This window comes from Natronocalculus amylovorans (assembly GCF_023638035.1).
Taxonomy (GTDB): domain Archaea; phylum Halobacteriota; class Halobacteria; order Halobacteriales; family Haloferacaceae; genus Natronocalculus; species Natronocalculus amylovorans.
In genome coordinates, this window is sequence record NZ_JAKRVX010000001.1 from 40,073 (window position 1) to 51,655 (window position 11,583).

General features: G+C 52.6%; 13 protein-coding genes and 1 pseudogene. 10 read left to right on the forward strand and 4 right to left on the reverse strand.

The genetic code is table 11. The features are described from left to right. The first annotated feature begins 15 nt into the window (after nt 1-15). Nucleotides 16-414, forward strand: a pseudogene (tnpA, locus tag AArcSt2_RS00245) (IS200/IS605 family transposase). A gap of 61 nt (nt 415-475) precedes the next feature. Here the strand turns inward: tnpA and AArcSt2_RS00250 are convergent. Then, a complete protein-coding gene (locus tag AArcSt2_RS00250) occupies nt 476-1,465 on the reverse strand; it encodes an alpha/beta hydrolase (protein WP_250582152.1) in 990 nt (329 codons plus the stop codon). Between the two features lie 106 nt (nt 1,466-1,571). Between AArcSt2_RS00250 and AArcSt2_RS00255 the strand changes: the two genes are divergently transcribed. The 8 genes from AArcSt2_RS00255 to AArcSt2_RS00290 all read left to right on the forward strand — a co-directional run bounded on the left by AArcSt2_RS00255 (nt 1,572) and on the right by AArcSt2_RS00290 (nt 8,763). Next, entirely contained in the window at nt 1,572-2,765 is a 1,194-nt protein-coding gene (locus tag AArcSt2_RS00255; RefSeq protein WP_250582154.1) for a threonine synthase, read from the forward strand. A gap of 87 nt (nt 2,766-2,852) precedes the next feature. Beyond that, nucleotides 2,853-3,527: a metal-dependent transcriptional regulator gene (locus tag AArcSt2_RS00260; protein ID WP_174653083.1), complete on the forward strand. Its 675-nt coding sequence runs from the start codon at nt 2,853-2,855 to the stop codon at nt 3,525-3,527. A 51-nt stretch (nt 3,528-3,578) separates the two neighbouring features. Next, entirely contained in the window at nt 3,579-4,262 is a 684-nt protein-coding gene (locus AArcSt2_RS00265; RefSeq protein ID WP_174653082.1) for a LysE family translocator, read from the forward strand. Nucleotides 4,263-4,332: 70 nt separating this feature from the next. Beyond that, nucleotides 4,333-5,382, forward strand: coding sequence for an NAD(P)-dependent glycerol-1-phosphate dehydrogenase (locus AArcSt2_RS00270; RefSeq protein WP_250582156.1), 1,050 nt, complete (start codon nt 4,333-4,335; stop codon nt 5,380-5,382). 115 nt (nt 5,383-5,497) lie between these two features. Next, nucleotides 5,498-6,118 carry a DUF420 domain-containing protein gene (locus AArcSt2_RS00275; protein ID WP_250582158.1) on the forward strand — a complete coding sequence of 207 codons (621 nt, stop codon included), beginning with the start codon at nt 5,498-5,500 and terminating at the stop codon, nt 6,116-6,118. Between the two features lie 63 nt (nt 6,119-6,181). Continuing rightward, a complete protein-coding gene (locus tag AArcSt2_RS00280) occupies nt 6,182-7,498 on the forward strand; it encodes a M28 family peptidase (protein ID WP_250582160.1) in 1,317 nt (438 codons plus the stop codon). 92 nt (nt 7,499-7,590) lie between these two features. Then, entirely contained in the window at nt 7,591-8,253 is a 663-nt protein-coding gene (locus AArcSt2_RS00285; RefSeq protein WP_250582162.1) for an NAD(+)/NADH kinase, read from the forward strand. A gap of 63 nt (nt 8,254-8,316) precedes the next feature. Further along, on the forward strand, nt 8,317-8,763 hold the full coding sequence (locus AArcSt2_RS00290; RefSeq protein WP_174653077.1) for a DUF7313 family protein: 447 nt from the start codon (nt 8,317-8,319) through the stop codon (nt 8,761-8,763). Between the two features lie 20 nt (nt 8,764-8,783). Here AArcSt2_RS00290 and AArcSt2_RS00295 read toward each other — a convergent pair whose 3' ends face one another. Genes AArcSt2_RS00295 through AArcSt2_RS00305 form a run of 3 tightly spaced genes read right to left on the reverse strand, consistent with a single transcriptional unit; the run spans nt 8,784 to nt 10,297 of the window. After that, the gene (locus AArcSt2_RS00295; protein WP_250582164.1) at nt 8,784-9,602 is read right to left on the reverse strand and encodes an endonuclease III domain-containing protein; all 819 of its coding nucleotides are present in this window, start codon (nt 9,600-9,602) and stop codon (nt 8,784-8,786) included. 42 nt (nt 9,603-9,644) lie between these two features. Then, on the reverse strand, nt 9,645-10,094 hold the full coding sequence (locus tag AArcSt2_RS00300) for a DUF371 domain-containing protein (RefSeq protein WP_250582166.1): 450 nt from the start codon (nt 10,092-10,094) through the stop codon (nt 9,645-9,647). A 47-nt stretch (nt 10,095-10,141) separates the two neighbouring features. Then, nucleotides 10,142-10,297, reverse strand: a complete 156-nt coding sequence (locus tag AArcSt2_RS00305) for a hypothetical protein (protein WP_174653074.1) — start codon at nt 10,295-10,297, stop codon at nt 10,142-10,144. Nucleotides 10,298-10,613: 316 nt separating this feature from the next. Between AArcSt2_RS00305 and AArcSt2_RS00310 the strand changes: the two genes are divergently transcribed. After that, the gene (locus AArcSt2_RS00310; protein ID WP_250582168.1) at nt 10,614-11,525 is read left to right on the forward strand and encodes a coiled-coil protein; all 912 of its coding nucleotides are present in this window, start codon (nt 10,614-10,616) and stop codon (nt 11,523-11,525) included. Nucleotides 11,526-11,583: the final 58 nt, after the last annotated feature.

Sequence of the window (11,583 nt, forward strand, 5' to 3'; positions counted from 1 at the left end):
AAAGTAGAGATTAGGATGAAGGAGTACAGAAGTCATGCACATTCGATTAGTTCGTGCAAGTATCATTTCGTGTGGTGTCCGAAGTGCCGACACCCCGTACTGTGACTTGTCCAAGACGAAGTGACAGAGTTGTTCACGGAGACAGCCAATCACTTCGGACACGAGATACTTGCGGTGGAGATTGCAGATGACCACGTACACTTGTTTGTCCAGACGGACCCAAAACACAGCCCGGCTGATGTCGCTCGTCAGTTCAAGTCGTACTCTGGAAAGCACATCCTCGAACGGCGTCCTGAAATACGCGAGTCGTATTTCTGGGCTGGTGGATTCTGGAAAGTCGGCTACTATATTGGGACAACTGGTGCCGTATCGGAAGAGGTGGTTCAGCGGTACATCGAACAGAGTAAACATTAAGCGGTGTGTCGGGTTTCACCCCCGCGTCCGGTGACGCGGGGAACTCGCCCTTGAAACCAGTTTAGAACGATTCAACCCATTCAGCAATTGGCTCAAAACACCGATCATCGAGGATCGTTCCAAGATGCGGTACGTCGTCCATCACCGTTACCTCCGCACCGGAAACGGCGTCAAATGTGTCTGGATACAGATCCGCATAGAACGCTTCATCTTCGGCACCAATGATCACCATCGTGTCTTCTTCGACACCAAGTAGCTCATCATCGTTCCAATCCGGCTGGAATGAAGCTGCGAGCCGATAGCTGTATTCTGCTGCGGCACCATCCATCATAGCGTCATCAGGGAGTTCAAATCTGATAAATGTACGATCGTTCAAATTGGTGATTCCAAACCCATTAGCGAGTGTAAGCGGGATGATGAGGTCTTGATCAAATCGCGCCCACCCACCGCAGTGAGGTCGAGTTGTTGGGGCGTTCCGACCAAGATACGGTGACAAGAGCAGGTATCCATCGGGGAACATAATCGAGTCCTCTCTTGCCATTCGAATGGCTAGCCCGCCACCAAACGAATGCCCTGCAACAAGCAGTGGTGAATCGGAATCATAGATGTTGAGTAGGTGGTCGTGTAGATCGTCGATGTCCTGCCGGAGATGATCAATGTGATCAACGTCGCCACGACGTTCCGGTGTTTCACCGTGGCCTCGAAGATCCGGTGTGACCACATTCGCAATATTGTTTTCGCTGAGATAGCTGGCAAGTGGCTGCAGACACCGACTATCAAATGCACCACCATGGAGTAAAATGAGGACGCGATCGGCGCCGGAAGCAGCATCATACCGGCGGTACGATTGGAGCGTTCGATCCCGAGTTCGATACTGAGTGAGCCGTGGAAGTGCACGTTCGTCGATCGTCTCTAAGAGCTCAAATGAGAGGGTCGCATCTGGTGGATCCTCAGTCAAACACCCGGAGAGAGAAGCAGTCCCTGCAGCTGTTGCTCCAAGGAGCAGCTGACGTCTCGAGAGGGAGGGCTGATGCGCAGAGCCCGAATTCATACTACAGAGAGTGTACCGAATAGATATAAAATACATACTTGTCACAGCGTATCGACGGCCGGTGTCGACGGGAAGCGATTAGTTACAGCCACCACTACGAGTATGCATGGAGACGACACCAGCGTTTACTGGGTTGCAGTGTACCGGGTGTACGGAAACATACGGGGTTGAGACGTACGATCGCTGTCCGTCGTGTGGGGCGCCGCTCGATCCAACCTACGACTATGACGCTGTTGACACAGCTGCGATTTCCGAGGCAGATCCTCGAAACGGGGTCTGGGCATTTGATGCGGTGTTGCCGTTCACTGCGGCGGCTGCAATCTCTGGGGCGGAGGGCGCAACACCAGTGGTCGAAACGACACGGCTCGCCAACGAACTCACAGTTGATTCCGTTTATATCAAAGATGAGGGGCGAAACCCAACTGGAAGCGCTACCGATCGAGGAATGAGTGTTGCGGCCACAGCGGTGAAAAGACATGCATCAGATGCAGATATTGAACCAATCGCACTTCCATCAACAGGGAACAGCGGGCAATCAGCCGCAGCGTACCTCGGCGGTCTCGACCTTCGATCGTATGCGTTTGTTCCCTCTCGATCTGCATTCTCGAACAAAGCGATGATCAACGTTCACGGCGGTGAAATGCGCGTTGTCGGTGGTCGATATGCCGATGCAGAAGACGCAGTCGATCAACAGCTAAAAACGGAGTACTATCCGCTTCAAGAGTTCCGAACACCGTATCGACATGAAGGAGCAAAGACAATTGCGTACGAGCTGTTTGCCGATTTTGCTGGTGAACTTCCATCTCACGTTTTCATTCCAGCAAGCACAGGCGAGTTCGTTGTTGGTATTCAAAAAGGATTCAGCGAGCTACAGACGCTTGGGCTCATCACGGAAACGCCGAAGCTCATCGCCGTGCAGCCAACTGGTTGCTCACCACTGGTTGCGGCGGTCGAGCGTGGATTAGAGACGCCTGAACCGTGGGCGGTCCCAGACACCATCTGTGGAGAGCTAGAGGTCCCCAAGCCCGCAGGCGGTGCGCTTGCGCTGGAAGCGCTTGCAGCGTCGGGTGGGACTGCACTTCATGTAGATGATTCGGATATTCTCTCATCTGCGGTGACGATCGCAAAACACGAAGTGATCGAAGCCGGTGCAGGTGGTGGCGCTGCCGCTGCTGGGGCGTGGACGTATGCTGAAGAACACGGTTTTGATGGTGGTGAGACGATTCTCCTACTGAACACCGAAAGTGGTCTCAAGACACCCGATATCCTCCGAAGCCATCTGATGGGGCAAGGTATCTAACGACTCGCGTTCGCTGTTCCCTGCGGGCGAAACCCACACCGGGTGGTGACCCGGTAGCTATTTGCCGCCAACACGATTAGCGTAGGTATGTTCAGTGACGTGATGGAGGACTACCTCAAAGCCATCTACGTCTTGCAAGCCGAAACAGGCCCACCAGTGTCTACGTCCGCAATTGCGGAGTATCTCGACAAGACACCTCCGACAGTGACAAGCATGATTGGAAAACTCGAAGATCATAGCCTTGTTGATCGGGAAAAGTACAAAGGTGTCGAGCTTACAACCGAGGGCGAAACCGTCGCGCTCGAAGTGATTCGACACCACAGATTGCTTGAAACGTACCTAACCGAGCATCTTGACTACTCGTGGAGCGAAGTTCACGAGGAAGCCGATCGGCTTGAACACCACATCTCCGAAGAGTTTGAAAAACGGGTGGCGGCAGCGCTTGATTACCCTGAAGTAGACCCACATGGAGACCCAATCCCAGGTGCGGACCTTGCGCCGCTAGAAGATGACGACTCCGCTCGATTGACTGAATTCGAACCATCCGACCACGTTGTCGTCTCGCGGGTGAGCGATCGGGATGATGAAGAGCTTGCATATCTTGAGGATGCAGGAATCGTTCCGGGAACCGAGCTAGAGATAACAGCCGTCGCACCGTTTGGCATGATAACAATTAAAACACCATCGGGAACCGAACAGAGCCTCCCAGAAAGCGTTGCTCGATCGGTTCGTGTTACGCCAGTGGTAGACGCCGAGCAGTAGCCGCTCGATCGCGCGCTTTTTACACCCCTGCGATAACATGTGTTCGTAACCGTGACCGTCGCTGTGACACTGATTGCTGGCGTAGTGTTTGGACTAGCGCTTGCTGCGCCGCCAGGGCCGATGAACGCGATCATCGCCGAAGAGAGCGTCTTTCGCGGATGGGGTGCCGGATTCAAAGCTGGTCTTGGTGCAATGTCCGCAGATGTCCTCTTTTTTGTCCTTGCACTGCTCGGCGTGGTTTCGATCGTCGAGCAGTTCCCAACACTTCGTGGCGTGATGGTTGCGATCGGTGGGCTCCTTATGCTCTATTTTGCATATGGCGCAGCCACAAGCGTCAAAGAGACGTTCAAGACAACAGCCGCGGTGGATGATGAGACCAAAGGATTTCGCAAAGCGTTCGTCCTTGCCATCACGAACCCATATCAGATTATTTTCTGGCTAACGATCGGTGTGGGGCTGTTACAGCCGGGACAGTTGGATGTCCTCTCCGAGCTACCGTCAATTGGTGGGCTCGGTGAACTAACCGGGCAGTTTGTTGTCGAAACAGGAAGCCCAACGCTCATTATCGGCTTTTTTGTTGGAATTGCGCTCTGGATCGTCGGATTTCCGGCAACGCTTGTGACTGTCGATGATCGTGTTGAGGCATTTACGCCAATCGTTGCGATCGGGAGTGCGCTCGCGCTTGCATTCTTTGGGGTCGTCTTCTTGATAGATGCGTGGACAACATTGGTTTGAGCAGTGATTGAATCCACAACGTCGTCCAACACCCAAATGGGTTTAATGGCGGGCACACGAGTGGTGAAATATGTTCGAAAAATCGACATGGATTCAACTTCCACGGAATGTCCTCGTTGGCCATGACGTGCTCTCTGAGCTCGGTGATGCCGTTAATGAACTGCACCTTGCAGGAGATCCACTGATTGTCACAAGTCCAACGCCAAACCGTCTTGCTGGTGATCGTGTCCGCAAGCAGTTCACCGATGCGGAGACAGTCATCGTAGAGCGTGCGAGCTTTCAGTCGGTTGAGTCCGTGATTGCTGCTGCTGAACGCGATGGTGCGGGCTTCCTGATTGCATTAGGTGGCGGGAAACCGATCGACATTGCAAAAATGGCGGCCGATCGGCTCGGCATCGGGTTTGTTTCCGTCCCAACAGTTGCGAGCCACGACGGTATCGTCTCGGGCCGATCGTCAATCCCGGAGGGAGACACTCGGCACTCCGTTGCAGCAGATCCACCACTTGCAGTAGTTGCAGACACCGAAATTATGGCAAAGGCACCGTGGGAGCTCACAACCGCCGGCTGTGCGGACATCATCTCAAACTACACCGCCGTCAAAGATTGGCGGCTTGCACATCGGCTGAAAAACATCGAATATTCGGAGTACGCAGGCGCACTCTCGGAGATGACCGCAGAGATGCTGGTGGATAATGCGGACTCTATCAAGAAAGGTCTCGAAGAGTCCTCATGGATTGTCGTGAAAGCGCTCGTCTCCTCCGGAGTTGCAATGTCAATCGCAGGCTCCTCCCGACCGGCATCCGGTGCAGAGCACCTCTTTTCACACCAACTCGATCGGATTGCACCCGAGCCCGCACTTCATGGGCATCAAGTTGGTGTTGGCTCGATTATCACTGAATACCTACACAGCGGTACTGACGGGCAGTGGAGTGCAATCCAAAACGCACTTCGAAGTATTGAGGCCCCGACGACGGCAGCACAGCTCGGAATTCCACCGGAAACCATTATTGAAGCATTGACAACGGCGCACGAAATCCGCGATCGGTACACGATCCTTGGAAACGGCGTCAACGAGGAGGCGGCGATCGAAGCCGCGACCGTAACAGGCGTCATCGACTAACTGCTGGGACGTATTCTTCGGAGATCGCTGTAGCAGTGCCCGCAGTATGTTTGTGAGTATCAGTAGACAAAAGATAAATCCCAAAACGAATATCTCGGTAGCTCTTACAGTAGTTATGGAAACCCCGGTACTCGGCGGACCAGTGCGGGAACGACCAGGAACGGTTACAGCAATCTTATCAGTGATTGGCTATGTAGCCGTGCTTGGTGTGTTTCTCGTCCCAGAGTTCGCTGCACTGTTCCCTGAATTAACCCGCGGACAAGTTGACTTTCTCACACACGCAATTGCGGCCGTAAATACACTTACGATCATTTCGCTGAGTCTCGGTTGGTACTGGATCCGATCGGGCAACGTTCAAAAACACGCAACGGCAATGGTCACCTCGTTTGTCCTTATCCTCGTTTTTCTTGGGATGTATCTCCCACGTGTTGCAGGTGGTGGGACAAAATACTTTGTTGGTCCGGACCCCGCATACTACGCATATCTGATCATGCTTGCGATCCATATCGCACTGTCAATTCTGGCCGTTCCTGTTGTTCTCTACGCGATCGTGTTGGGGCTTACACATACCCCAGAAGAGCTTCGCACACAGACGCCACATAAGAAAGTTGGTCGTGTTGCAGCTGGCTCGTGGCTCCTGTCACTCATACTAGGTGTTGTCACATACCTGCTTCTCAACCACATCTACGACTCAACATTCGAGGCTGCACAAGCGATTGTTTTCATCCCATTGTAGCAGTTTTCCGGTGAACACCACCCCCACCGAAACGGTTAGACATCCTCCGTGGGACGCATAGGTATGACCGACACACACTGGATCGGAGAAACGTTTACAAGCACTGTTGGCTGGGATCACCTCGAAGCGCTCGTGAATATCGGCAATCGGATGGCCGGGAGTGATGGTGAGCACGAGGGGCTTGAAGCAACCAAAGAAGCACTGTCAGCAGTTGGTGCACGAGATGTACACCTTGATGAGTTTGCAATCCAAGGCTGGGAGCGCGGAGAGAGTTCGATCGAAGCCGGAGAGACGAAACAATCCTGTATCGCACTCCCTCGAAGTCCAAGCGAACAGTGCAGTGGTGAGCTTGTTGATTTGGGCTATGGGCTCCCCGAAGATTTCGAACAAGATGTTGCGGGAAAGATCGTCATGGTCTCAACAACGGTCCCGGATGACTACGATCGGTTCATTCACCGACGTGAAAAGTACTACTACGCAGTCGAAAACGATGCGGCAGGATTTATTTTTGCAAATCATGTGACTGGCTGTCTCCCACCAACTGGGAGCGTCGGCACTGCAGATGCACCGATCGGTGATATCCCCGCAGTGGGTGTGAGTCAGGAGGTTGGTGGACGCCTTGCTCGGCGGTTCGATGGCGAGGAAATAACCGTTAATGTAACCTGTAGTACCCCTTCAGCAACAAGTGCCAATGTCATTGCAGAGTTTGGACCAGAGACTGATGAGGAAATTCTTGTTTCAAGCCACGTCGATGCCCACGATATTGCAGAGGGTGCAATGGATAACGGTGCGGGAACCGCAACTGTCGTTGAGGTTGCACACGCGCTCAGTATGCGAGCAGACGAACTCGACACCCGTATTCGATTTATCTGTTATGGGTCCGAAGAGGTTGGTCTCGTAGGGTCATCATACGAGGCAGAGAAGGCTGACCACGACAAAATCAAAGCGATCGTCAACATCGACAGCAACGTGTATGGTAGAACACTCAAGCTATGGCACCATGGATTCTCGTCGCTTGAAACCGCGGCTGAGTCGGTTGGTGAACAGTTTGACCATCCCATCTCGTTGTCGAGCGAACTTGCGCCACACAGCGATCACTGGCCGTTCGTGAAGTGGGGTGTTCCTGGATATATGATCGCAGGAGAAACTGAGGACCGAGGCCGTGGATGGGGCCATACCTTTGCAGACACGATCGAGAAGCTCGAACCGCGAAATCTCAGGGAGCAAGCGATTCTACTAACAGAGCTTGTTGTCTCACTTGCCGATGCCGATCTCTCGACGACGCATAAGCCGCCAGCAGAGATTGCTGCCACACTGGAAAAAGAAGACGCTGCACAGGGAATGAAAATCACTGGAGACTGGCCATACGATCGAGTGTAGCTGTCGAATCGCGCGCACTCGATCGAGACGGCTGGATTTTTGATGATGCAACAGCACAGCATGAGTATGCAAGACGGGCGAATGGAGGGAAAATGGACGTTTCGGTGAGCACACGGAGTGACCAATCAGAGATCTGTGCGGCGATTACAGAGGCCGAACACCGCATCTGTCAAGAGGATGTTGATGCAACCGTTGTTGTGACGGACAACCCTGCGGAACTCGACGATTTCAACGATACACCGCTTGTTGTTCCTGTCTCATCAGCGCCGGCTGTGAACACAACACAGCTCTGTGAACTATTGGATCGAATCGATCGCGACGAGCATACAGAAACGGTCCATACGCTGCTTACGGTTCAACAAAACGATACCTCGCTAGCGCGTATCTCCCATGATTTGACGCTTGTAACGACGGAGCCGGCACATATCTCCGAGTACCGTGTCTCACCAAAACAGTCCATTCGGGATTCATTCAGAGCTGATGGTGTTGTTCTTGCAACCCCACTTGGAAGTGACGGATACGCCCATGCAGCAGGGGGCGCGGTACTACACCCAACCGCGGGAGTTGCGGTTGTCCCGATCTCACCATTCACCACAGACACCACAAGCTGGGTTCTTTCCCCACCACTAACGCTGACAGTGGAGCGAGATGATGAGATATACGTCGTTGCAGATGGAAAAACGGTCGCAACAGTCGGAGAATCCGACGTTCTCACCATCGACAGCGGCCCTGCGTTTGTTGTTGCATCAAACTAACAGTGGTGTTCTTGCTCGCCGCGATTGGAAAAACTCTAATGAGTCCTACTCTCAAAGGTACATATGGACCCATTGCAGTTTCTCGTCCCGCTCGAGTGGATTGATGCTATTGGGGATATCATCCCGATCGCAATCCTCGTTGTTGTACTTGCGAATATGCTGACACGGTTTTTGAGTCACCGTACCCATCAAAAACAAGCACAAGATGGCGACGATGAACAAATAGAACGGTTTCTGCCACACGTGATCACGAACTTTGCACTCGTCTTTTTGGTATTTGCATTTATGCTTTACCGGCCTGTCAGCGGTGCAATCATGGCGATTCCAATCGTTGGTCTCTTCATTGCCGACATCTTCGAATTTGAAGCACGAAAAGTCGAGGTTCGGAACAAGATGACCGTTGAGTGGCCAAAAAGCTCGATCGCTGCGTCGTCAATCGTTCTCATCTACGCGCTGTACTACGGGCTTCAGTTCCTCTTTACGCCGTACCTTGGATCGATCTTCGCATAACAGAGATCGCAAACACGGTTTTATTTCTGCACACTACCACTGGGATCGGCCACTGTTTCTGTGACTTCGTCAATGCCAACTCGATCGCAGAGTGCATAGAGCGGACATGCTTCTGGGCCATCAAGACAGGCTGGCTTTCGGGCCGAACAGTACTCTCTACCGAATTGAATCATTGCTGTATGCCCAAACCCACATTTTTCCGGTGGGACAGCTGCCTCGATTGCCTCCCGAACCTGTTCGTGGTCAGCAGCAGGCTCTGCAATCCCCATTCGTCGAGCAATCCGATGCACATGTGTATCTACTGGAAAGACACCTCCCCTCCCACCAGCAAACAGGAGTACACAGTCCGCAGTTTTTGGCCCAACACCGTGAATTTCAAGCAAGCGATCGCGAACTACAGATGAATCGTCTTCACGCACGTACGTGTCAAATGCTGCTTCCGATCCGAACGAATCGATGATTTCCTTGGCGGCATCGATAATCATCCGAGACTTCTGATTGTACAGGCCCGCAGAGGCGATTGTTTCTGCCAGTTCATCTTGTGGCACAGCCATCAGTGTCGTTGGCAAATCCTCCTCTTGATTACCATATTTTTCCATAAGCGCGTCATGCGCAGGTTGGCTCACGGTGTCGCTTGTGTTTTGTGAGAGGATCGTTCGGACGAGACACTCGAATGCATCTTGACCGCCGTATGCTTTCTGCCAGTATCGTTCACCAAGCGAATCGATGATGGCTTCTGCACGGGTCCCAGCGGCCGCAGGGTCAAACGTTGCTGCAACACCACCGCCACTACCGCCACCGCTAATATTCTCTGTAGGCTCCGTAGGGTCTTCAGGCATACATGTTGTAGGAACTGGACCACCTAAAAAACAAGAGCGTCGCTATGGTTCGACGGTTAATGTCACGGTTACGGCAGCACCTGTTTTGAGTGCATCGACCAGTTCGCGGTCGATATCTACGGCGGCCTTATCTGCATTGATCATCAGTGTCCGATCGTCAATGTAGGTGCTTGTCCGGCTCACAAGACTCCGTGTGTCGGTGTGTGTTAGATTGGGGTGACCCGCTCCGGTGACTGTGTCCGAGTGGCCTGCGGCTTCGATCGTCATTGAGATTGTTGCATTAGCATCCGCGCAGGCGGCGGTAAACTCATTACCAAACGCCGTTGGCGTTGTATCTGCGTCAACAGCAAGAATACAGTCACCAGCAGGTGTTAGCCAATCGTCGCTCGTTACTTCGAGTGTACTTGAATGCTTAGCGGAGACATTCTCGTGGCCGCACGCACGGATTGTGACCGTCCGCGACGATGTGTCTGCGGCTGATCGGTTGCTCATATACTGCGGTGAGCAATCCGACCGGAAAGGGGTAACGATCTCACGATTTATTGTTTTGTGATCGTGATCGTGAGTGCGCCGCACGAACACTCATGTACCTGTTGTGTCCCACCGACAGTAGTCATAGAGAGCCGATATGTGTCCTCTCCGAGGCGGTTCTGACAGCAATCTGCATCACACACAATCTCCAGTTGCTCAAGCATTAGGCAGTGGTACAAGCGAGAAACATATCAATACAAGCCAACCGCTCGGTGAAAGTGAAAGTAGTTGTGGTTTATATATTCAGCACTGGCCGTGTGTTATGGTCACACACCCCGAAATCAAGCAGTATGATAGCTCTACCCAGCCAATTCGCCACCGGTACTTTTATATGCTGTTGGCAAATATGTGTAGGTACCAGAGCGCCTCCGGCGCTGGTGGCATCGCACGCAGAATGATCGGAAACTATTATCATCGGTCGATCGCGTCTTCTAAAGCCACCGCCACGTTCGGAGCGGTGATGGTATCGAGGTTCAAACTATGAGTATTGCTGAGGAATTCAACATCGAAGAGCTTGAGGAATCAAACAACGTAGACCTGACAGACGAACAACTAGAAAGCGGCTCAAAAGGCCAGCTTATCAAACTTGCCGGCCAACTTCGAGATCGGCGGAACGATCTCAACCAGATGGCATCCGAGCGAGCGTCCAAACGTGACGATCTGAACGCAAAAACACGCGAGCAGGTTGATAAAGCACAAGAGCACCGCCAAGAGCGGGACTCACTGAACGAGCAGGTTCAGTCGCACAAAGAGAGCCGAAACGAGCTCAACGCGAAAGCCAACAAGTTGTTCGACAAGGTTGAGTCCATGAAACAGGATCTTGAGCTTGACGATGGAAAATCAATCGAGGAACTCAAAGAGGAGATTCAAAAGCTTGAGTTCCGACAACAGACTGAAGTGTTGTCTGCAGAAGATGAGCGCGAACTCATCGAGAAAATCGAGGGTAAACGCGAGGAGCTTTCGGACAAAACGGGAAAAGTCCAAGACAGCGGTGAACTCGAAGAACTCATCGCAGAGGCAGAAGAGGTCCGATCGGAAGCATCCCAACACCACCAAGAGGTAACTGAACTCGCAGACCAGGCACAAGAGCATCACAACCAGATGATCGAAGCCTACCGCAAAGCGGATGACATCCGTGACAGTGCGGACGAGATGCACGAACTCTTTGTGGAAGCACAGGAAGCAGCTGATCGTCACCACGAAGACTTCGTCCGCGTCCAAAAACGCCTCCGTGAACTCGATAAACAGGAAGAGAAAGAGCGCAAGGACGAACGCGCAGAGAAACGCGAAGAGGAGAAGGCAGAAGCCGAGGAGATCTACCAGAAGTTCAAGGAAGGCGAAACCCTCGACACCGAAGACCTGATGAAACTCCAAAAAACAGGTCTGCTCTAAACGACACCGCTCCTATTTGTCGTCTTTTGTTTTTACAACGGCCACGACCGCTAGTCAA

Bases quoted from the DNA above. Each gene is read 5' to 3' on its own strand.
- AArcSt2_RS00250 (WP_250582152.1), bottom strand. From the start codon at position 1,465: ATGAATTCGGGCTCTGCGCATCAGCCCTCCCTCTCGAGACGTCAGCTG.
- AArcSt2_RS00255 (WP_250582154.1), top strand. From the start codon at position 1,572: ATGGAGACGACACCAGCGTTTACTGGGTTGCAGTGTACCGGGTGTACG.
- AArcSt2_RS00260 (WP_174653083.1), top strand. From the start codon at position 2,853: ATGTTCAGTGACGTGATGGAGGACTACCTCAAAGCCATCTACGTCTTG.
- AArcSt2_RS00270 (WP_250582156.1), top strand. From the start codon at position 4,333: ATGTTCGAAAAATCGACATGGATTCAACTTCCACGGAATGTCCTCGTT.
- AArcSt2_RS00275 (WP_250582158.1), top strand. From the start codon at position 5,498: ATGGAAACCCCGGTACTCGGCGGACCAGTGCGGGAACGACCAGGAACG.
- AArcSt2_RS00280 (WP_250582160.1), top strand. From the start codon at position 6,182: ATGACCGACACACACTGGATCGGAGAAACGTTTACAAGCACTGTTGGC.
- AArcSt2_RS00285 (WP_250582162.1), top strand. From the start codon at position 7,591: ATGGACGTTTCGGTGAGCACACGGAGTGACCAATCAGAGATCTGTGCG.
- AArcSt2_RS00290 (WP_174653077.1), top strand. From the start codon at position 8,317: ATGGACCCATTGCAGTTTCTCGTCCCGCTCGAGTGGATTGATGCTATT.
- AArcSt2_RS00295 (WP_250582164.1), bottom strand. From the start codon at position 9,602: ATGCCTGAAGACCCTACGGAGCCTACAGAGAATATTAGCGGTGGCGGT.
- AArcSt2_RS00300 (WP_250582166.1), bottom strand. From the start codon at position 10,094: ATGAGCAACCGATCAGCCGCAGACACATCGTCGCGGACGGTCACAATC.
- AArcSt2_RS00305 (WP_174653074.1), bottom strand. From the start codon at position 10,297: ATGCTTGAGCAACTGGAGATTGTGTGTGATGCAGATTGCTGTCAGAAC.
- AArcSt2_RS00310 (WP_250582168.1), top strand. From the start codon at position 10,614: ATGAGTATTGCTGAGGAATTCAACATCGAAGAGCTTGAGGAATCAAAC.